This is a genomic window from Marinomonas sp. NPDC078689 (genome assembly GCF_044542435.1).
In the GTDB taxonomy this organism is placed as follows: Bacteria; Pseudomonadota; Gammaproteobacteria; order Pseudomonadales; family Marinomonadaceae; genus Marinomonas; species Marinomonas arenicola.
In genome coordinates this window covers 166,469-186,404 of record NZ_JBITUJ010000004.1, presented here as the reverse complement: position 1 = coordinate 186,404, position 19,936 = coordinate 166,469, and the positions used below count along the sequence as shown (strand labels likewise).

Genomic DNA, 19,936 nt, shown 5'->3' with positions numbered 1-19,936 from the left:
TAATCGATGAATTCACAGAAGTTGACGCGCACTCATTGAGTATCATGCGCGACGGTAACTATACCAAGCTGCTTATAACTAACAAGACTAAATAGCCACTTCGGTTAGTGTAATTTAGAATATAGATAATAAGCTATGATTATATAAGCTCACTTTATGATACTAAAAGAGACAACTGGCTTTACTTATTTAGAGCCAGTTGTCGGGCTTTTAATAAAAAGTGTTTACATCACACGTTGGCCAGGTTTTGCTCCGGCGTGTGGCTCAAGCAAGTAGATTTCGTCTTTGCCAGGTCCTGCAGCGAGAACCATGCCTTCCGATAAGCCAAATTTCATTTTGCGCGGCGCTAGGTTCGCGACCATCACGGTTAATTTGCCCTCAAGGTCTTCTGGCTTGTAAGCGGACTTAATGCCAGAGAATACGGTGCGGGTTTCACCGCCAAGGTCTAACGTCAGTTTCAAGAGCTTATTGGCTTTTTCAACATGCTCGGCTTTGGCGATCAGCGCGATGCGAAGATCCACTTTAGCAAAGTCATCAAAATGGATTTCCGCTTCGATTGGCTCTTTGCTTAGTTCTGTCTCTTCCGTCACCGCCGCGGCTGGCTCATTGGCTTTAGCGGCTTCTGCTGCGGCCTCTTTGCCTTCTTCGATCATGGCATCGATTTGTTTCTGTTCGATGCGCCCCATCAATGGTTTAAACGTATTAACGGTGCGGTCGAATAATAATTCGCTGCGATTTTCCCATGTTAGCGTTTTGCCAAGGAAGGTTTCTGCGTCTGCAACCATGTTTGGTAAAACGGGTTTCAGGTAGGTCGCTAGAATGCTGAATAGATTCAGGGCGACAGTACAGACTTCTTGTACTTTTGGCAGCGTGGCTTCGTCTTTCGCTAATACCCAAGGTGCTTGGTCGGCAATATAGGTGTTCGCAACGTCGGCTAAGCGCATGATTTCACGCACGGCCTTGCCGTATTCACGAGCTTCAAAGTGCTCAGCAATCACATCACCTGCGTCAATGAAGGACTGAATCATTTCCGCTTCGCTGATTTGGCTAGCAAGCTGTCCATCGAACTTCTTATTAATAAAGCTGGCGGTACGGCTGGCAATGTTAACCACCTTGCCGACCACGTCTGAGTTCACGCGTTGTACGAAGTCTTGCAGGTTTAGATCGATGTCATCGACGCTTGAGTTTAACTTCGCGGCGAAGTAGTAACGCAAGTATTGCGGGTCTAAATGGTTTAAGTAAGTGCGCGCCATGATAAAGGTACCACGGGATTTAGACATCTTGGTGCCATCGACCGTCACATAACCGTGGGCATTGACCCCTGTTGGTGTGCGGTAACCTGAACATTCCAATATTGCCGGCCAGAATAAGGCGTGGAAATTGATGATGTCTTTGCCGATAAAGTGGTACAGCTCTGCGTCGGAGTTTTTCGCCCAGTAATCGTCGAAGTTTAGACCTTCGGTGCGGTCACATAGATTTTTAAAACTCGCCATGTAGCCGATTGGGGCGTCCAGCCAAACGTAGAAGTATTTGCCTGGCGCGTCTGGGATTTCAAAACCGAAGTAAGGCGCATCACGACTGATGTCCCATTCTTTCAAACCAGATTCTAGCCATTCAGCCAATTTATTAGCGACTTGATCTTGTAGTGTGCCGCTGCGAGTCCATTTGGCTAGGAAGTCTTGGAAGTCTGGCAATTTAAAGAAGTAATGCTCAGATTCTTTTTCAATAGGGGTCGCGCCAGAGTAAACCGAGCGTGGGTCGATCATTTCCATTGGCGTGTAAGTCGCAGAACAGACCTCACAATTGTCGCCGTACTGATCTTCCGCTTTACATTTCGGGCAGGTGCCCTTGATAAAACGATCCGCTAGGAACATCTCTTTTTCAGGGTCGTACGCTTGCACGATAGAACGCACGGCAATTTTACCGTTGTCGCGTAGTAGCTTATAGATACGATTGGAGATCTCACGGTTTTCTTCTGAGTGAGTCGAGTAGTAGTTATCATAGCCAATCAAGAAATCGTTAAAATCCGCGGTGTGGGCTTTGCGCACACCATCGATCAACTCTTCTGACGTGATGCCTTGTTGGTCCGCTTTTATCATGATGGCGGTGCCGTGTGCGTCATCGGCACAAACAGCGGTACAAAGGTGGCCGCGAAGTTTCTGAAAACGCACCCAGATATCGGTTTGGATGTGTTCCAGCATATGCCCTAAATGGATAGGTCCATTTGCATACGGAAGGGCGCTGGTAACTAAAATTTTGCGTTGCGTTTGTGCCATTAGTGATAAGCCTGCTGGAGTAAAAGGTCGAGTATTCTATCAATAGGAAGGCATCGCTGGATATATCGCGATGTAAGGACTAAGTCGAAGAACGCTAAAAGAGCCTAACCATTGATAACGAAATAGATCGCGTAATTATAAGAGCCCTTCAGTGGTGTGCAATAGCTTGACTTGCTTTTCTGCATTTTGCCCCCACACTTGGCACATATTCTAAAAATTTTCGTCACAACGACTTATTAAAAAGCCGGTCGTGTCTGTTTATGCTCAGTGATTGGACTGTTTATAGATAACGCCGCCGCTTTGTTGGAGAGAAGTATGCAAACCGATGCCCAAATACAGGCTCAATTAGAAACACTAATCGATCAGAACAGCGGTCAAGCGTATGGCGCTGTCTGGCAAGTAGTAGGGGACTCGACGCGCTTACATCTTACCCTAAGCTTGGGTTACCCAGCCCAGACAGAAAAAGCAGCATTAACCGAGCGTATTCGCACTTTATTGGCGGACCCTCGTGAGCTGATTGTGGAACTTGAGCATCAGGTAGTAAGTCAGGCAACGCAAGGAAATATTCCTGGGCTTACTGGGGTGAAAAACATCATCGCGGTGGCGTCAGGCAAAGGCGGAGTGGGTAAATCCACTACTACGGTCAATCTGGCATTGGCGATGGCGAAAGAAGGCGCACGCGTGGGCATTCTGGATGCGGACATTTATGGGCCAAGCCAAGGCATGATGATGGGCTTTGCGGACGGCACCCGTCCAGAAGTTCGAGATGAAAAGATCTTTATTCCACCTATGGCGCACGGCGTGCAAGTCATGTCGATGGCGTTTTTAACCACTAAAGACACACCGGTTGCTTGGCGTGGGCCTATGGTGACGGGCGCCTTAATGCAGATTTTGACGCAAACCGACTGGAACGATTTGGATTATTTATTCATCGATATGCCGCCGGGCACAGGGGACATTCAACTGACCTTATCGCAGAAGGTGCCGGTGGCGGGTTCTGTTATTGTCACCACGCCGCAAGACATTGCTTTGTTGGATGCGCGTCGTGGCATTGAGATGTTTAATAAGGTGAAAATCCCTGTGTTGGGCGTGGTGGAAAACATGTCGACGCACATTTGTTCGAACTGTGGACACCATGAAGCCATCTTTGGTGACGAAGGCGGCACCAGCTTAGCAAAAGAATATAACGTTGATGTATTGGGCAAATTGCCGCTGAGTTTGGCGATTCGTCAGCACAGTGACGCGGGCAATCCAGTTGTAGTGAGTGAGCCAGAAAGCGAAGCGGCCGGCATTTATCAGTCGATTGCGCGTAAGCTTGGTGCTACTCTTGCGTCCCAACAAGATAACCAGTTTGCAATGCCGACTATTGGCATGAGTGACGATTAAGGAATAGAAATGCGTTTGTGTGACCGAGATATCATTAAAGCCTTAGATGAAGGTGCCATTACCATAGACCCTCGCCCAGATAATAGCGTAATTAGTGGCGTCTCCGTGGACCTTCGATTAGGGAACTCCTTTCGTGTGTTCCAAGGTCATCCAGCGCCTTATCTGGACCTTAGTAGTTCGAAAGCCGATTTAAATAAAGTCATTGAATCGGTCATGAGCGAAGAGATTTTGGTCGAGGATGGTAAGCCATTCTTTATCCATCCTGGTGAATTGGTTTTGGGCGTGACGAAAGAATCGGTGACCTTGCCTGACAATTTGGTTGGCTGGCTAGATGGGCGTTCTTCTTTGGCGCGTTTGGGGCTGATGGTGCACGTAACGGCCCATCGAATTGATCCAGGTTGGAGCGGCGGCATTGTTTTGGAGTTCTTAAACGGTGGCAAATTGCCCATCGCGCTGAGCCCAGGCATGACCATAGGAGCGATTAACTTCGAAACCATGTCCGGTTCTGCAGAGCGTCCTTATAACAAACGCGACAATGCCAAGTATAAGAATCAGACGTCGGCGGTAGGCAGTCGCATATCGGGCGATAAAAGCTAAATTCTAACGGTGTTTAAAAAAGAGGCAAGCGCCTCTTTTTTTATGGCGGATTGTTAGGGAAGCCTCAAGATAAAGAAACTTAGCCGCTTTTAATCCAGTGGTTTTTGGTACGAACTCACAAAGTGGTATATCTTCAAAGTAGTGTTCTGTGGCGCCTTACTTGCCGTTTTCGTAAGGTTTGGTTCAACATTTTACGTATTCACTGTGGGTTAGCATGTTAAAAATAATACCTTTTATCTCGATACTTCTTTTCTCTTTGTTACTGCAAGGGTGCGCCTCAGGCTCTTATCAGTTAACCGGCGATAAACGCCCTGAAATTGACCCTGAACAAGTGGCGCTTTTTTCCCATAAACCGACGTTCTCTTATCAGGTGATTGGTACCGTGAAAGCCACCAGTGAAAAAGGCTTTTCTGATGACGCTAGGTTGGAAAAAGCCAAAGTTGAGCTCAAAGAGCAAGCCGCTAAGATTGGCGCCAATGGTGTGATATTGGATCAGGTTTCAGAAAGTTCTTTTGAGCATTTGGGAACAGGGTTAGGGCTGTCTTTAGGCAGTGGCGGTGTTGGTACCTCCATAGGGTCTGGCTTTTCTTTGCCGAAAGCCCGTGTGACTGGGCGGGCGATTTATTACGACGACACGAAGAAGCTGGCGCCTTAATCGCATCGGCTTGATTGTTTTGTGCATTTTTTTCTTTTTCATGACATTTTTCTGAATTTTACAAAGACAAAAGCGAATAAATGAACCTATTATTAGGTTAACTGTCACAAAACAAGCATTTAACCCGAATACAACAGGATGTTTTTTAGGGATCTTGTTGTATGAAAGAGGGGTTCGGTTATATGAAAATAAGTGATTTTATTAGTCTTCCTGATGTATTAGAGCTGATGCTTGATGCGGTTTGTGTCGTCAACCGTGAAGGGGAGTTTGTTTTTGTGAGTGCTGCTTTCGAAGATTTGTTTGGTTATGCGCCAAGCGAAGTGATTGGCAAGCCGATGGACATCATGCTGTATCCAGAAGACGTAGAGAAAACCCATGAAACGGTTGAGCATATGTTACAAGGTGAGTTGAAGCCTCGTTTTGAGAATCGCTGGGTTCATAAGAGTGGTCGTGTTGTTCATGTTTTATGGTCTGCTCGTTGGTCGGAAGAGCATCAGCTGCGCATTGCCGTTGCCCATGATATTACTGAGCGTAAGCAAATGGAGGCTCGATTAGAGCGCATGGCACGCCATGATCCATTGACCGATTTGCCGAATCGTTCGCTGTTTTTGGATCGCTTGCAAACAGGGTTAACCAGAGCCAGACGGGAAAACACCTTATTGTCTTTGTTGTTTATCGATATCGATGGCTTTAAAGAAGTGAACGATCGCTACAGTCATACAATGGGCGACAAACTATTGCGAAAGATTGCCAGTAGATTGACCTCAAGCGTACGTGAGTCGGACAGTGTGGCAAGGCAAGGGGGTGACGAGTTTCTGGTGTTGCTCAATAGCATCAATGTCGCAGAGGACAGTTACAAGGTGGCAGAGAAAATTCGCTCGGAAATTGAAGCGCCGTATTTTCTGGATGGTTTTGAATTTCATGTGACGGCCAGTATCGGTATTGCGCATTATCCTGAGCACGCTAACGAGGTGTTGGCTTTGATTCAACACGCAGACCATGCAATGTACCAATCAAAACACGCAGGAGGAAATCAAATTTCCGTGTTTACGATATGACCCTCAGCTCAGTGTTATCGTCCTCATCTCTTCTGGTAAGCCTTACGTCGTGATACCCAGTCCTCCTTTCTTTTTCGCCTCCTGTTGCTGAATTACGCAAAAATACTGGAAATAGCCTATTTGCGGGCAATGGCTTTTCTGATTCGCTTTCTTGCGGCACTAATCTGATTTACTATCAACTACCATAGGGCAGGCTTTTTATCATAAGAGAGCGTTTCGCCCGTTTATCACAGCGACATTGGATCGTATTCATCTGACTTAATAGGACACAATAATGGCGGCTTTTGGTAGCGTGTTTTTGCCTAAGATGGCAATGACGACATTTGAGAATAATCAGTGGAGTAAAGCAGAGCTTGTTTCTGCACAGAGCATTCAGTTGCACCCAGGTGCCCATGTTCTACATTACTCAAGTACTTGTTTTGAAGGGTTAAAAGCGTTTCGTCATGCGGATGGAAGTATTCATGTGTTCCGCATGGATCAGAACATCAACCGTTTTGCTCAAAGCAGCGAGCTATTGGCGTTGCCAACGATCGATAAAGAACAAGTATCTCAAATGATTTTAGACGCGGTCGCTGAATTTGCGAGCGACGTGCCTGAGCCACCAGGGTCTTTGTACATTCGTCCTACGCACATTGGTACAGAAGCTGCGATTGGTAAAGCCGCTACGCCTAGTGTCTCTTCTATGCTGTACATCTTATTGTCTCCTGTTGGGGATTACTTTACTGGCGGCGTAAAAGCATTACGTTTGCTATTGGATGAAACAGGCATGCGTTGTGCACCACATATGGGCATTATCAAAAGCGGTGGTAACTATGCCAGTGCGCTTGGCCCAACGATGAAAGCCAAAGCTGACCTGCAAGCGGATCAAATCTTGTTCTGCCCAAATGGCGATGTTCAAGAAACCGGTGCGGCGAACTTCTTGTTAATCGACGGCAATGAAATTATTACCAAAGCGCTAGACAGCAGCTTCCTACATGGCGTCACTCGTTCTTCTGTACTGACATTGGCTGCTGACCTGGGTATGACGGTCACAGAGCGCGATATTACCGTGGCAGAATTGCTTGAGCGTGCTGCAAAACCTGGCGTTGAAGCCGCATTATCTGGTACCGCCGCTGTTCTAACGTCTGTTGGTACATTTATTCATAATGGCGAAGACATCAAGGTAGGTTCTGGCGAACCTGGTCCGGTTGTTGAAAAATTGCGTAAAGCATTGAATGACATTCAATGGGGCAATGCGCCAGATACACATAATTGGTTAACAAAAATCGCGTAACTTTCGCGAATAAAATCGTGTTATAAAAAAGGCTAGAGGCTGTGTCTCTGGCCTTTTTTTTGTGTTGGCGTATGGTCAGCCCATGGCATAAATTGAACGAGACAAATCGAAAGGCGTAAAGTATGGGGGAAACAGCCGTTGTTATTGGCGCGACAGGCTTGGTGGGTCGCGCCTTGGTGGATCAGTTGGTGGGCATCGAAGCGATCACCAAGGTGGTGACGCTGACGCGACGCCCAGCCCGTCATGACGCCGAGAAAGTTGAAAATCAGGTGGTGGATTTTGATCGACTTGAGGATTATGCCGACTACTTTACCGCCGATATGTTGTTTTCTTGTTTGGGCACAACGTTAAAGCAAGCGGGGTCGATTCAAGCACAGAGAAAAGTAGATTTGGACTATCAACTGAATGCCGCGAAGCTTGCTCTTAAACAAGGTGTATCCCATTATCTTTTAGTGTCTTCAAGTGGTGCGAATGCCAACAGCAGAAATGCCTATTTATGCATGAAAGGTGAGCTAGAAGATCGCATCAAGGCATTGCCTTTTCCTCGTACCAGTCTATTTCAACCCTCTTTGTTGCTTGGTGCACGTGCGGATTTTCGTTTCGGTGAGGTGCTTGCTAGTCTCCTGTCTCCAGTGTTGCTCGTGTTGCCTTGGCTACGGCGTTATCGTCCAATTAAAGGGACTGAAGTCGCCATAAAAATGGCGCAAGTCAGCCAATCTGATGGCAGCGGTTTGGCCGTTTTTGCGTTGCAGGATGTGTTTGTTGAGTAAGGGGGGGGGGATGGTTATCGGCACCCTTATTGCAGGCATTTTACGCTAATCGTTATTATTTTAAGGTTTCTATGAAAGAGTCATTAAGAAAAGGGTTTTCGTTCATTCTTGCTCCTTTTGAAAAGGGGGAAGAGGAATATGTGTATAAACCTTCTCATCGGAAAATCTTGATCGTGATTGGGTTGTTGTTTTGTGCGTTGTCGATCGCGTCCTTGTCATTGTCGGTGAAATTTTCAGAAGTTGGTGGTGTGATTCCGATTGTGGTGTTTTTAGCGGTGGGGCTGGTTTGCGATATCGTTGGTTTTCTGGGGACTGAACGCGCCGTGGCGACGATTTGGAAAAGCAAATAGCCTGGTTTCCAAAGAGAGGCGTTAGGGCTTTATGCATCATAAAGCCTGATGGTTCGTACGTTCATCGCCTCTAGGGTTATGACTCTAACGTTCGTTGTGGTTTTGCTCGCGTTTTACACAAACAAAAATGGCATTGCCTGAGCTGTGGTCCCACGGTGTAATGCTGTCATAGTTATGTTCAAACACATGCACGTCAAAATACGGTGCGAGCAGTGTTTGCAATTCATCAAAATTGAGCGCCACCATCGGGTGTTCATCTTCCCAAGTGAGTGTTTGTTGATCGGTTGTTTTGTCGATTCGCACGTTGAGCGTTTGTTTCTCGCCATGACCAATGTAGTGCCACGCTGAGCTAAAGTGGAACAGATCTTGGTCCTGTTGCACGCTGTGTTTGGCAAACAGCGCATTATCAATCTGGCTTTTAGCCACGACGTTAAAATAGAAAACTCCGCCGTGAGTTAAGGCTTGGTAGGCGCTTTTGATGCAGCTTTTTAGGTTGTCTAAGTCACCACTGTAATGTATCGAATACAAAAAGCAGGTAATTAAGTCGAATGGGTGTTCCGTCTCGAAGGCGCACATATTGCCTTGTGCGAACTCAGCGTCTGGACAGCGTTGTTTGGCAATGTCTAACATGGGCTGATTAATATCCAAGCCGCGACAAGTAAAGCCATCTTGCATTAGGTGAGCAATGTGAGGGCCGGTGCCGCAAGCCAAGTCTAAATGCTGCTTGCCACCATTGCCAAAAATCTGATTCAGACGATGGGCGCTGTTGCTTTGGCTTTGATAGTCAATGTCGGCACACATAAGATCATAATAACCAGACAAGTCACTGTATAACGCGTTATAAGACATAATTACCTTGCTAGGCGCCGCGTGCAAAAAGACGGCGAGAAAAATGAGGGGCGCATCATATATCAATCCTTGCCTTTTGCGAAGCCTAAACAGCCCCTGTGATGTTGGGGGTAATTGTCTGGGTAAAGGGGAGTAAAATAAGCCTATTGGCAAGATGGGTGTGCTAGATTTAAAAGCACGTTAAAAAAGGTGAGGAAGCGACCAATGGGCGAGTTGATTGAAACGGACATTGCCTGTCCCTATTGCGGTGAAATAATCAGTGTTAGCGTTGAACTATTGGACGAGCCTCAAGAATATATCGAAGACTGTCAGGTCTGTTGTCAGCCGATTGTATTTCATGTGCAGGATGCAACCGATGGTTCAGAGCGGGTGTCTGTGCATTCAGAAAACGAGACTTTTTAGTCTCGTTTTTAATGCTGCTAGGCTGCGTGTTTTACAGCTTTTCAACCTGATAGCCACTGGCTTCTAGCTGGGCTAATAATCCATCTGGCCCCGCAAGGTGCATGGCCCCAACCATGACAAATTCCGTGCTGCTGTCATTTAGCATGGCTTCGATTTGCGGCAACCAATGCTTGTTTCGCGCAACCAATAGTTCTTCGTATATCTCTGGGTAGTCTTCTTTAAAGTCGGTAATGGTTGCCTCAGCCATGGCGATCATATTGCCATCGCGCCAACTTTTTCTTAGTACGTCAATGGTATTGGGCATGTCTTCTATGTCTTGCAGAGAATAATCTATCATCTCGCTTTCGTCGCCTTCCCCTATGCTTTCTAGTACATCAATCTGGTCTTGAGGGGCTTCTAGCCAGCCTTGATGTTTGTGGTCGAGGGTGGCTTTTGCTGAATAATATTGGTCTACGCCTTCGCTGGTGAATCCTAAGGATTGCAATTCCATCACGCTGAGCGTCATCGCGATTAAGCTCGGCTTCAAAGGGGCAATTTTGTCCATGGGAATATGGCGCGCTTCTAGAAAGCGGGCGAGGGCTTGGTAAGTCTCTGGCTTTAGAACTTGGTCAATGGTGGTGCCGTCGGAATAGGAGAGTTGGCTGACCATTTTTTGCTGAAATTCACGAGAATTTATGGTGTTAATGTCTGTTTCGAAAATGACCTTATCCGAGGCGCGATAAGCTTCATCATAGGCCGTCGGAAGTGGGTAGTCATCGGGAGATAAAATATGAATAGTGCCGCCTAAATATAATGCATTGTTACCTGACATAACCTTCCAGACCGATGCTGCTTGGGTTTGAAACGCCGCGGCGGCAAAAAGGGTTAGACCACATTTTTTAATGAATGACATCGCTTTTACTCGTAATGGTGGCATAAAGAAAAGCAGCATAGCCCGAATCGAAGGGTGGGAGCAATTGGCACAGGGCGTTTGCGAGGAGTTGCCTTATTAATAGGAATTGACCAAAAGGATGGTATTATTTGTGCTCTTTCATTGCGTCTTTTTTAAACGGCGCTTCGTTCTTTTAAGGTCTATCTAACCCCATATGAATACTGATTTTGTTTCTATTGGTCTAACAAACCCGAAAAGTACCTCAAACGTTGGCTCAGTTATGCGTGCCGCTGGCTGTTATCAAGTGGATCAAGTCTTGTACTCTGGCCAGCGCTACGACCGCGCGGCTAAATTGTCGACAGACACGAAGAAGGCCCATGTATCCATTCCTTTAATTAACATAGCGTCACTTGGTCTGGACGAATTGATTGATGCGGTGGATGCACAGACAAAAATTGTGTGTGTGGATCTAATTCAAGGGGCGACGCCTTTGCCGGCATTTGAACACCCTGAAAAGGCGCTGTATGTGTTTGGCCCAGAAGATGGCACCATCAGCCAGAAAGTCGTAGATCGTGCGGATCATGTGGTGTTTGTGCCTACAATAGGTTGCATGAATTTGGCCGCCTCGGTGAATGTTGTCTTGTACGATCGCTTAGCAAAATCCTCTCGTGCGGTGGCCGATGATGAGCTGATTCGTAGCAGTAAAGACGTGAATAACAATGTTAAAGTGCGCACTAAGCACGCTTAGTGTGTTGCTGTTTTAGCGGAGACATGAATGCGTTATCAAGGGATTAAGGTCACTATTATCACGGGCTTTTTAGGGGCAGGTAAAACCACCTTAATTCGTGACTTGTTAGCGCAAGCGCCAGCCTATGAGCGTTGGGCTGTGCTGGTCAATGAATTTGGTGAAATTGGATTGGATGGCGCCTTACTGAGCGATAGCGGCGTGGCGATTAAGGAAGTCCCCGGAGGCTGTGTTTGCTGTACGACCTCGGCGGCGTTTGCTCAGGGATTAAACCAACTGATACGTGAGCAAAACCCTGACCGAATTCTGATTGAGCCTTCCGGATTAGGGCATCCGCGACAAATTATTGACTCGTTAAAGACACCAAAATATCAAGATGTCTTGTTGGTCACTGGGGCATTTTGTGTGCTCGATGCGCGCAACCTAGCCGATGAACGCTACACACGACATGCGATTTTTAACGATCAGCTAGAGTGTGCCAATGTCTTAGTGGCAAGCCATGTGTCAGCATACCGCGAAGCGGATACAAAGAGATTGATGCGCTATTGCCAAGCTCGAGGGTTGCAGCCTGAACAACTGGTGATGAAGGACCCTATGTCCCTTTTAGAGTCAGATCTAGACCCTTGTTTGATCGTAGCGCAGGGGGTTGTCGATACGACCAACGCAACGCATGATAGCCACGACCACGACCACGACCACGACCACGACCACGACCACGACCACGACCACGGTGACAGGCGCTCTCAAGCACTGGTAGGCAAAGCAAGTGACCATTACGTGAAGCAGCAAGAAGGTATGAAGGTCATGGGATGGCAATGGCCACAAGGTCGTATTTTTGATGAAAGCCAATTGCGCAATGGTCTGGATGCATTAATGGGCGACCCAGGGATCTATCGTATTAAGGGGGTTTTTGCCCTAGATCGACAGCAGGCGCTTTTTGTTAATGCCTCTAGGGGTGTTTTATCTATGAAAATGTCACCTTGGCATCAAACGAGTCGCTGCGAGGTGATTGGTGTTGATGAAAGTACTTGGTCGCAAAAAATCCTAGAATTTGTGTCTAAAATTCGTTAAATACCGGATAACATCTTATTTATAGTCTTCTTCATGTTGTTTTATTATGGCTGTTAATAACAGAAAAAATCACCACTGATTAATTTTGTCATTAATCTTGGTGTCTTTTGTTATTGAGAGAATCGAGCCGATGGACGACCCTTTCTACCATAGAACTGGGTTTGTTTACCGAACCGAGGCACGATAAAAACAATAAGAGGTTATAGGCTATGCCTGAATATAAAGCACCCATACGTGATATTAAATTTGTGACTGAAGAACTATTGGATATCAATGCTCATTATGCAAATTTACCCGGTGGCGAAGAAGCGACGCCTGATATGGTGTCGGCGATTTTAGAAGAAGGCGCTAAATTTGCAGAGCGCGTTTTGTCCCCTCTTAATCGCATTGGTGACCAGCAAGGTTGTCAGTTTAACGACGGCGTTGTTACCACGCCTGATGGTTTTAAAGAAGCCTATCAGCAATATGTCGAAGGCGGCTGGCCTTCTTTGTCTCATCCTGAAGAGGTGGGTGGACAAGGTCTTCCCGATTCATTGGGCATGATGATCACGGAAATGATCGCGACGGCTAACTGGTCTTGGGGTATGTACCCAGGCTTGAGTCATGGTGCTATGAATACCATTGAGCAGCATGGTACAGAAGAGCAAAAGCAAACCTATTTAACCAAATTGGTGTCCGGTGAATGGACCGGTACCATGTGTTTGACTGAGCCGCATTGTGGTACGGATTTGGGCATGCTTAAAACCAAAGCTGAGCCAAATTCAGACGGCAGTTATGCATTGTCAGGCACGAAGATCTTCATCTCCGCGGGTGAGCATGATATGGCAGGCAATATTGTTCATATCGTGTTGGCTCGACTGCCAGATGCGCCAGCGGGCACCAAAGGCATCTCATTATTTATTGTCCCGAAATTCAATGTCACAGAAGCCGGCGATATCGGTGATCGTAACCAGGTTGCGTGTGGTTCTATCGAACATAAAATGGGCATTCATGGCAATGCCACTTGTGTGATGAACTTTGATGGCGCCAAAGGCTTTCTGATTGGCGAACCTAATCGCGGCCTTAATTGCATGTTTACTTTTATGAACACGGCGCGCCTAGGTACTGCACTGCAAGGTCTTGCGCATTCTGAATGGGCATTACAAAACTCCGTTGCTTACGCGAAAGATCGTCTGCAAATGCGCTCTTTGTCTGGACCGAAAGCCCCAGAGAAAGCCGCTGACCCTATCATAGTCCATCCTGATGTTCGCCGTATGCTGCTGACGCAAAAAGCGTTCGCGGAAGGCGGTCGAGCAATGATCCATTACTGTTCTTTGTTGGTGGATAAAACCAAGCGAGGCAACGCAGAAGAAAAAGCCGAAGCGGATGAGTTGATGTCTCTGTTGACGCCTATTGCTAAAGCCTTTTTAACAGAAACTGGGTTTGAGTCTGCTAACCAAGGTCTCCAAGTGTTTGGTGGTCATGGCTATATTGCTGAGTGGGGCATGGAGCAAAACGTTCGTGATTGCCGCATTGCTATGTTGTATGAAGGCACCACAGGCATTCAAGCGTTGGATTTATTGGGTCGAAAAGTGCTGATGACCCAAGGGGCGACACTTCGCCGATTCACTAAAATTATTCACAAATTCTGCAAAGAGCACAAAGGCGACAAACGCTTCAAATCGTATATTTCCGCGCTAGACAAGGTCAATAGTGAGTGGGGCGATCTCACCATGAAAATTGGCATGAAAGCGATGCGTAATAAAGACGAAGTGGGGGCGGCATCGGTGGATTATTTGATGTTCTCTGGTTATGTCGTATTGGCGTATTTCTGGGCTCGTATGGCGATCACGGCGCAAACCAAATTAGACCAAGGTTCGGATGAAGTGGGTTTCTATACAGCGAAGCTGCAAACAGCGACCTTCTACTACGAGCGTTTATTGCCACGTACTCGAGCGCATGCCGAAGCCATGTTGTCTGGAGCGGATAACTTGTTGTCCATGGATGAAGATAACTTTCTCTTCCTGAACGCTTAAGCTAAACCTAATTAAAGACTAAAGCGCGTTCATTTTATCTAAGGTGAGCGCTCAACAAACGAATAAAAACAGACTAGACTAAGAGGGTGACATAATGAGTGAAGTTAAAGCTGTATTTGATGATATGGTAAGCCGCTTTGATGCTGATCAAGCAGACGGAATGGACGCTGTTTTTCAGTTTAATATGGAAGAAGGCACAAGTTATTATTTAGCCATCGATGATGGTGAATGCGCGTTAGGGGAAGGGGATCATGATGACCCTACTGTTACGCTAGAAATGGATTTAGATACGCTAAAAAGCGTGATGACAGGTGAATTAGACGGCATGGCTGCTTTTATGCAGGGCAAGATTCGTGCTGATGGGGACATAATGTTGGCCACTAAGCTGACGCAAATATTCCCTCAGTAGTAGTCTAAATTAGCGCTTCGAATAGTGATAACCCGAGAGCATATTCTGCGCTCGGGTATTTTAGATGATGCTTAATTCTCCTAACAAAAAAAATAACTGGAGTAATCAATGCAGACCGAAAATGTCTCTACTAGCTACAAAGAACCTGGAAGCTATATCCCAGAGTCTCTTAACCCCCACCATTACACGTCTTTATTAGATGTGTTGAATGCTTCTTGTCAAAAGTTCGGCAATAAACCTGCGTTTACGAGTGTTGGCTGTACGATTTCTTACGCCGATTTAGCGCAAAAATCTGACCAGTTTGCCGCGTATTTACAACATCATACCGACTTAAAACCGGGTGATCGTATTGCCGTGCAATTGCCGAATGTCGTGCAATACCCAGTGGTGGTATTTGGCGCCATGAAAGCGGGCATGATTGTGGTGAATACCAACCCACTTTATTCTCCGAAAGAGCTTGAGCATCAGTTTAATGATGCAGAGGTGAAAGCGCTGGTGGTGTTCGCCAACATGGCCAGCCATGTGGAAAAAATTCTTCATAAAACCTCCATCAAACATCTGATCATTACGCAGATTGCTGATTTTCACAGCGCGCCTAAGCGTATCTTGATTAACTCAGTTGTTAAGTACGTGAAAAAAATGGTGCCTGCGTATCACTTGCCAAACGCCATCACGTTAAATCAGGCGTTAGAAAAAGGCATGGGCAAAACGGTGACACCAGTGGAAACGCACGCTGGCGACATCGCCGTCTTACAGTACACAGGGGGAACAACCGGCGTCGCGAAAGGGGCGATGCTGACGCATGCTAACCTGTTGTCAAACATGCATCAGCTGAGTTTCAGGCTGCAGGATGTGCTAGAAGAGGGCCAAGAAACCTTTATTGCGCCTCTGCCTCTGTATCATATTTACGCCTTTTTGATTCATGGTTTGACCATGATCGAAGCGGGTGGCCATTCTGTATTGATCCCGAATCCAAGAGACATTCCAGGCTTTATTAAAGAACTTAAAAAGTGGAAGTTTACCGGTTTTGTGGGGTTGAACACCTTGTTTGTTGGGCTCTGCAATAAGCCAGAGTTTGCTGCGTTGGATTTTTCTGGGCTGAAAATCACCTGTTCTGGCGGTATGCCATTGACGCACTCGGCGGCAAATCACTGGAAAGAGATTACGGGTTGCACCGTTGTCGAGGGGTACGGTTTAACAGAGACATCGCCCGTTGTGTCATTTAACCCATGCGGACAAGAGCGTATTGGCACCATAGGGCTACCGGTCGATGAAACCGACATTAAGATACAAGATGAAGATGGCAATGTGGTTGCGCAAGGTGAGGCTGGCATGTTGTGTGTTCGAGGCCCACAAGTGATGAAAGGCTACTGGTTGCGTCCAGAGGCCACGGCTGAAGTCATGACGCCAGACGGTTTCTTGATGACCGGCGACATTGCGATAGAGCATCCTGATGGCTATTTGCAGATTGTTGATCGCGCGAAAGACATGATCATAGTGTCTGGTTTTAACGTCTACCCAACGGAAGTGGAAGAGTGCTTATCGAGTCATCCTGATATTCTAGAATCCGCCGCCATTGGTGTGCCAGATGATAAAACAGGTGAGGCAGTGAAAGCCTTTATTACCTTGAAAGGCGGCCTGACCTCGTTGGATATGCCGGAGCTACGAGCGTATTGCAAAGAAAATTTGGCGGCTTATAAAGTGCCAAAATACATTGAAATCCGTCAGGAGTTGCCGAAAACGAACGTCGGGAAAGTATTGCGTCGAGCGTTGCGTGATGAAAAAGCTTAACGGAAGGAGCGCACTATGTCGCAGCCTAAACGTGAGCGAATGCATCGACGTAACATAATATCAGAAGGGTATTTACGAGAAGACGGGCTGTGGGACATCGAAGCCCGTATGATCGACCTGAAAACATACGATGTGTATCGAGAGTTTGATGGCAGCCGAGTTCCACAAGGCTCGCCATTTCATGATATTAGCGTCAAGCTGACCCTAGATGATCAGTTTCTTATCCATGCGATAGAGGTGGATATGTCGGCGTTCCCTTTTCCTTCTTGCGGTGGCGCAGAGCCGAGCTTTGATCAAATAAAAGGCACGCGCATTGGCCCTGGCTGGAATCGCTGGTTAAAGAAAACCTTTGCCGGCAAGGTGGGTTGCACGCATGTTTTGGAGCTGTTGCCGGTGGCGGCCACCACAGCGTTTCAAACCATGTGGCAGCCATTAGCCAAAAAATACCCAGCTGCCGTGCCCAAGGCGTTAATCGGCTTAGTCAATACCTGCCATGGTTGGTCAGAAGATGGCCCTATGGTGCAAAAGCTAGTTGAAGAGCAAATTATTCAACTGCCTGATAAGGAGTAATCGGTGAGCGAATTTGTTAGAGAAAGTGTCGAATCAGGCGTGCAAATATTGTGTCTTAATCGACCTCACAAAAAAAACGCCGTGACCATCGATATGTATCAGGCGCTATCCGATGCATTGCATAAAGCAGAAGCGGACCCGTCCATTAAAGTGACTTTGATTCATGGCGAAGGCGCGGATTTCTCTTCGGGTAATGACATCAATGAGTTTGTGCAAATAGCCCAGACGCCAGAAAAAATGTCCCCAGTGATGGCTTTTTTACAAACGCTAACCATTTATAAAAAACCATTAATCGCTGGAGTAGAAGGGCGAGCCGTCGGTGTGGGTGCCACCATGTTGCTGCATTGCGACATGGTACTGGCCGCAAGAGACAGCCGTTTTCAGTTTCCTTTTGTGCAACTAGGGCTGGTGCCTGAAGCGGCATCGAGTCATTTATTGCCATTGCTGATAGGGCACCAAAAAGCGTTTGAAAAACTGATTTTGGGCGAAGTCTTTGGCAGTGAAGAAGCCTTAGACATGGGCATGTTAAACCATCTTTGTGAGTCTGGTGAGGCATTTGATATGGCGTTGGCTTATGCCAACAAAATTGCTGCATTACCGGTTGAGGCCGTGACCTTAAGCAAAGACTTATTAAAGTATCGCGCACAAGATGACATACAAATGGCGTTGATGCGTGAAGGGCGTATATTCAAAGATAGGCTAGCGTCAGCAGAGGCTCGGCAGGCTTTTATGGCGTTTCTTTCTCGGGGTAAAACCTAATTATTAGGTGCCTTTTGTAATGAGTAAGCCTTATCCAAGTGGATAGGGCTTTTTTGTTTGTGCTTGGTTTTCTGTCTATGCGCTTTAAAGATTGTGTCAGATACGTTCAAGAATTAACCATTTTTCTTTTGGGTGGTTTTTTTTGTTAGTTAACTGAGGCTTTTTTGTTATTGATGAAAATCGCCCGCAAACTAGTATTAGGGTATCAGCAATCAAGTGACGTACCGCGTGTGTTCATCCATGTAGGTAAACAGAATCAAACAAGTCATTAGAATCAGTTGAACTTAAATGACAGAGCTTAATGATAAATGTGAGGGACTTATGAAAATTTTAGTATCCGTTAAACGGGTCATTGACTACAACGTTAAAGTTCGCGTCAAAGCCGATCAGTCATCGGTTGATTTAACCAATGTCAAAATGTCCATGAACCCTTTCTGTGAAATCGCTGTAGAAGAAGCGATTCGATTAAAAGAAAAAGGCGTAGCGGATGAAATCGTCGTTGTGACGGTAGGCTCTAAAGCATGCCAAGAAACATTGCGTACCGCACTGGCGTTAGGCGCAGATCGCGCCATTCAAGTAGAAGCAGAAGATGGGCTGGATTCTTTGTCGGTTGCTAAATTGTTAGCGGCGGTGGCGAAAGAAGAAAGCGCCGATCTTATTATCATGGGCAAGCAGTCCATTGATTCAGACAATAACCAAACGGGTCAAATGGTTGCCGCTTTGTTGGATTATCCGCAAGCGACCTTTGCCTCTGAAGTGGTTATTGAAAATGGTGAAGCGCAAGTGACTCGTGAAACAGACGGTGGCTTACAAACTTTGTCGGTGACTTTGCCTGCGGTTATTACCACGGATCTACGTTTGAATGAGCCACGTTTCGCGTCTTTGCCAAATATTATGAAAGCGAAGAGAAAGCCATTGGATGTGAAAACAGTCAGTGATCTGGGCGTGACCGTAGGGTGCAATGTGAGTGTGGTTTCGGTAACCGCGCCACCAGAGCGTGCAGCAGGTATCAAAGTAGGTTCAGTAGCAGAATTGGTCGAAAAACTTAAAAACGAAGCGAAGGTGATCTCATGAGCGTTTTAGTCTTAGCGGAACATGATAACAAGTCTTTAAAGCCAGCGACGTTAAACACTGTGATGGCGGCGACGCAAATTGATGCGGATGTGCATCTGCTGATCGCAGGCTTTGAATGCCAAACCGTGGTTGAGCAAGCCTCGAAAGTAGCAGGCGTGACCAAAGTATTGGTCGCCGACAACGCGGCTTATGAGCATCAACTAGCAGAGAATATATCAAAATTGCTAGTCGAAATGGCTGGGGATTACAGCCATATAGCAGCGCCAGCAACCACCACGGGCAAGAACACCATGCCTCGTGTTGCCGCATTGTTGGATGTTTCTCAATTGTCTGATGTGATCAAGGTTGTGTCAGCAGATACCTTTGTACGTCCTATTTACGCAGGCAATGCCATCGCTACCGTGACCTCGACCGATACGATCAAAGTATTGACCGTGCGCATTACTGGTTTTGATGCAGTAGCCTCAGAAGGAGGAAACGCAGAGCGCCAAGTGCTTTCACAGGTTATTGCGGCTGATAAGAGTCGTTTTGTGAGTGAGCAATTGGCAGAGTCCGATCGACCTGAATTGACATCAGCAAGCGTTGTTGTTTCTGGTGGCCGAGGCATGGGCAATGGCGATAATTTCAAGATTCTTGAAGGCGTAGCCGACAAGCTGGGCGCTGCGATTGGTGCGTCACGCGCCGCAGTAGACGCAGGGTTCGTACCGAATGATTTGCAAGTTGGGCAAACGGGTAAGACGGTTGCGCCGGATTTGTACATCGCCGTAGGCATTTCTGGGGCGATTCAGCATTTGGCGGGCATGAAAGGTTCTAAGGTCATTGTCGCCATCAATAAAGACGAAGAGGCGCCAATTTTTCAAGTGGCAGACTATGGCTTGGTAGCGGATTTGTTCGATGCCATCCCTGAACTTGAAAAAAGTCTTTAATAGCTTGGCATAAAGCCAAGGAACAGATTCTTAATACTGGTTTGCAGTGGCGTTCAAAGGGCGCGCTGCAATCACAATAAAAACAAATG

Annotated in this window: 20 protein-coding genes; 17 read left to right on the top strand and 3 right to left on the bottom strand. The window is 46.7% G+C overall.

The features are described from left to right. Positions 1–224 precede the first annotated feature (224 nt). Positions 225–2,276 (bottom strand): methionine--tRNA ligase, encoded by a 2,052-nt coding sequence (metG, locus tag ACIGBN_RS09285; RefSeq protein WP_133001419.1) that lies wholly within the window; start codon positions 2,274–2,276, stop codon positions 225–227. A 315-nt stretch (positions 2,277–2,591) separates the two neighbouring features. Between metG and apbC the strand changes: the two genes are divergently transcribed. The 7 genes from apbC to ACIGBN_RS09250 all read left to right on the top strand — a co-directional run bounded on the left by apbC (position 2,592) and on the right by ACIGBN_RS09250 (position 8,365). Next, positions 2,592–3,662, top strand: a complete 1,071-nt coding sequence (apbC, locus tag ACIGBN_RS09280) for an iron-sulfur cluster carrier protein ApbC (protein WP_133001418.1) — start codon at positions 2,592–2,594, stop codon at positions 3,660–3,662. A gap of 9 nt (positions 3,663–3,671) precedes the next feature. Beyond that, complete coding sequence (dcd, locus tag ACIGBN_RS09275) at positions 3,672–4,259, top strand: dCTP deaminase (protein ID WP_133001417.1); 588 nt, start codon at positions 3,672–3,674, stop codon at positions 4,257–4,259. A gap of 214 nt (positions 4,260–4,473) precedes the next feature. Further along, positions 4,474–4,914 carry a hypothetical protein gene (locus tag ACIGBN_RS09270; RefSeq protein WP_396665013.1) on the top strand — a complete coding sequence of 147 codons (441 nt, stop codon included), beginning with the start codon at positions 4,474–4,476 and terminating at the stop codon, positions 4,912–4,914. A gap of 182 nt (positions 4,915–5,096) precedes the next feature. Beyond that, on the top strand, positions 5,097–5,972 hold the full coding sequence (locus ACIGBN_RS09265; protein ID WP_396665011.1) for a diguanylate cyclase domain-containing protein: 876 nt from the start codon (positions 5,097–5,099) through the stop codon (positions 5,970–5,972). A gap of 274 nt (positions 5,973–6,246) precedes the next feature. Next, positions 6,247–7,245, top strand: a complete 999-nt coding sequence (locus ACIGBN_RS09260) for a branched-chain amino acid aminotransferase (RefSeq protein ID WP_133001414.1) — start codon at positions 6,247–6,249, stop codon at positions 7,243–7,245. Positions 7,246–7,367: 122 nt separating this feature from the next. After that, positions 7,368–8,015: an NAD(P)H-binding protein gene (locus ACIGBN_RS09255; RefSeq protein WP_396665009.1), complete on the top strand. Its 648-nt coding sequence runs from the start codon at positions 7,368–7,370 to the stop codon at positions 8,013–8,015. Positions 8,016–8,155: 140 nt separating this feature from the next. Further along, a complete protein-coding gene (locus ACIGBN_RS09250) occupies positions 8,156–8,365 on the top strand; it encodes a hypothetical protein (RefSeq protein ID WP_341562819.1) in 210 nt (69 codons plus the stop codon). A gap of 84 nt (positions 8,366–8,449) precedes the next feature. Here ACIGBN_RS09250 and ACIGBN_RS09245 read toward each other — a convergent pair whose 3' ends face one another. Beyond that, the gene (locus tag ACIGBN_RS09245; protein WP_396665007.1) at positions 8,450–9,214 is read right to left on the bottom strand and encodes a class I SAM-dependent DNA methyltransferase; all 765 of its coding nucleotides are present in this window, start codon (positions 9,212–9,214) and stop codon (positions 8,450–8,452) included. 204 nt (positions 9,215–9,418) lie between these two features. Here ACIGBN_RS09245 and ACIGBN_RS09240 point away from each other — a divergent pair, with 204 nt between their 5' ends. Further along, positions 9,419–9,616 carry a CPXCG motif-containing cysteine-rich protein gene (locus ACIGBN_RS09240; protein ID WP_396665005.1) on the top strand — a complete coding sequence of 66 codons (198 nt, stop codon included), beginning with the start codon at positions 9,419–9,421 and terminating at the stop codon, positions 9,614–9,616. Between the two features lie 31 nt (positions 9,617–9,647). Here the strand turns inward: ACIGBN_RS09240 and ACIGBN_RS09235 are convergent, their stop codons facing one another. After that, entirely contained in the window at positions 9,648–10,508 is an 861-nt protein-coding gene (locus tag ACIGBN_RS09235; RefSeq protein ID WP_133001409.1) for a TraB/GumN family protein, read from the bottom strand. A 193-nt stretch (positions 10,509–10,701) separates the two neighbouring features. On the opposite strand from ACIGBN_RS09235, the gene ACIGBN_RS09230 reads away from it, so the two are divergent. The 9 genes from ACIGBN_RS09230 to ACIGBN_RS09190 all read left to right on the top strand — a co-directional run bounded on the left by ACIGBN_RS09230 (position 10,702) and on the right by ACIGBN_RS09190 (position 19,847). Then, entirely contained in the window at positions 10,702–11,235 is a 534-nt protein-coding gene (locus tag ACIGBN_RS09230; RefSeq protein ID WP_396665003.1) for an RNA methyltransferase, read from the top strand. A 27-nt stretch (positions 11,236–11,262) separates the two neighbouring features. Next, positions 11,263–12,303: a CobW family GTP-binding protein gene (locus ACIGBN_RS09225; protein WP_396665001.1), complete on the top strand. Its 1,041-nt coding sequence runs from the start codon at positions 11,263–11,265 to the stop codon at positions 12,301–12,303. Between the two features lie 209 nt (positions 12,304–12,512). Continuing rightward, positions 12,513–14,318 (top strand): acyl-CoA dehydrogenase C-terminal domain-containing protein, encoded by a 1,806-nt coding sequence (locus ACIGBN_RS09220; RefSeq protein WP_396664999.1) that lies wholly within the window; start codon positions 12,513–12,515, stop codon positions 14,316–14,318. Positions 14,319–14,412: 94 nt separating this feature from the next. Then, positions 14,413–14,727, top strand: coding sequence for an SCP2 sterol-binding domain-containing protein (locus ACIGBN_RS09215; RefSeq protein ID WP_133001405.1), 315 nt, complete (start codon positions 14,413–14,415; stop codon positions 14,725–14,727). A gap of 108 nt (positions 14,728–14,835) precedes the next feature. Then, positions 14,836–16,518 (top strand): AMP-binding protein, encoded by a 1,683-nt coding sequence (locus tag ACIGBN_RS09210; protein ID WP_396664997.1) that lies wholly within the window; start codon positions 14,836–14,838, stop codon positions 16,516–16,518. A 15-nt stretch (positions 16,519–16,533) separates the two neighbouring features. Continuing rightward, positions 16,534–17,088: a DUF2889 domain-containing protein gene (locus tag ACIGBN_RS09205; RefSeq protein WP_133001403.1), complete on the top strand. Its 555-nt coding sequence runs from the start codon at positions 16,534–16,536 to the stop codon at positions 17,086–17,088. A gap of 3 nt (positions 17,089–17,091) precedes the next feature. Continuing rightward, positions 17,092–17,847 carry an enoyl-CoA hydratase-related protein gene (locus tag ACIGBN_RS09200; protein WP_133001402.1) on the top strand — a complete coding sequence of 252 codons (756 nt, stop codon included), beginning with the start codon at positions 17,092–17,094 and terminating at the stop codon, positions 17,845–17,847. 321 nt (positions 17,848–18,168) lie between these two features. Then, a complete protein-coding gene (locus ACIGBN_RS09195; RefSeq protein WP_133001401.1) occupies positions 18,169–18,921 on the top strand; it encodes an electron transfer flavoprotein subunit beta/FixA family protein in 753 nt (250 codons plus the stop codon). After that, positions 18,918–19,847: an electron transfer flavoprotein subunit alpha/FixB family protein gene (locus ACIGBN_RS09190; RefSeq protein WP_396664994.1), complete on the top strand. Its 930-nt coding sequence runs from the start codon at positions 18,918–18,920 to the stop codon at positions 19,845–19,847. The genes ACIGBN_RS09195 and ACIGBN_RS09190 overlap by 4 nt, the downstream gene beginning before the upstream one ends. Positions 19,848–19,936: the final 89 nt, after the last annotated feature.

Coding starts and splice junctions, on each gene's coding strand:
- ACIGBN_RS09220 (WP_396664999.1), top strand. CDS start 12,513: ATGCCTGAATATAAAGCACCCATACGTGATATTAAATTTGTGACTGAA.
- ACIGBN_RS09195 (WP_133001401.1), top strand. CDS start 18,169: ATGAAAATTTTAGTATCCGTTAAACGGGTCATTGACTACAACGTTAAA.
- metG (WP_133001419.1), bottom strand. CDS start 2,276: ATGGCACAAACGCAACGCAAAATTTTAGTTACCAGCGCCCTTCCGTAT.
- ACIGBN_RS09210 (WP_396664997.1), top strand. CDS start 14,836: ATGCAGACCGAAAATGTCTCTACTAGCTACAAAGAACCTGGAAGCTAT.
- dcd (WP_133001417.1), top strand. CDS start 3,672: ATGCGTTTGTGTGACCGAGATATCATTAAAGCCTTAGATGAAGGTGCC.
- ACIGBN_RS09240 (WP_396665005.1), top strand. CDS start 9,419: ATGGGCGAGTTGATTGAAACGGACATTGCCTGTCCCTATTGCGGTGAA.
- ACIGBN_RS09255 (WP_396665009.1), top strand. CDS start 7,368: ATGGGGGAAACAGCCGTTGTTATTGGCGCGACAGGCTTGGTGGGTCGC.
- ACIGBN_RS09265 (WP_396665011.1), top strand. CDS start 5,097: ATGAAAATAAGTGATTTTATTAGTCTTCCTGATGTATTAGAGCTGATG.
- ACIGBN_RS09260 (WP_133001414.1), top strand. CDS start 6,247: ATGGCGGCTTTTGGTAGCGTGTTTTTGCCTAAGATGGCAATGACGACA.
- ACIGBN_RS09225 (WP_396665001.1), top strand. CDS start 11,263: ATGCGTTATCAAGGGATTAAGGTCACTATTATCACGGGCTTTTTAGGG.
- ACIGBN_RS09215 (WP_133001405.1), top strand. CDS start 14,413: ATGAGTGAAGTTAAAGCTGTATTTGATGATATGGTAAGCCGCTTTGAT.
- apbC (WP_133001418.1), top strand. CDS start 2,592: ATGCAAACCGATGCCCAAATACAGGCTCAATTAGAAACACTAATCGAT.
- ACIGBN_RS09230 (WP_396665003.1), top strand. CDS start 10,702: ATGAATACTGATTTTGTTTCTATTGGTCTAACAAACCCGAAAAGTACC.
- ACIGBN_RS09205 (WP_133001403.1), top strand. CDS start 16,534: ATGTCGCAGCCTAAACGTGAGCGAATGCATCGACGTAACATAATATCA.
- ACIGBN_RS09235 (WP_133001409.1), bottom strand. CDS start 10,508: ATGTCATTCATTAAAAAATGTGGTCTAACCCTTTTTGCCGCCGCGGCG.
- ACIGBN_RS09245 (WP_396665007.1), bottom strand. CDS start 9,214: ATGTCTTATAACGCGTTATACAGTGACTTGTCTGGTTATTATGATCTT.
- ACIGBN_RS09190 (WP_396664994.1), top strand. CDS start 18,918: ATGAGCGTTTTAGTCTTAGCGGAACATGATAACAAGTCTTTAAAGCCA.
- ACIGBN_RS09270 (WP_396665013.1), top strand. CDS start 4,474: ATGTTAAAAATAATACCTTTTATCTCGATACTTCTTTTCTCTTTGTTA.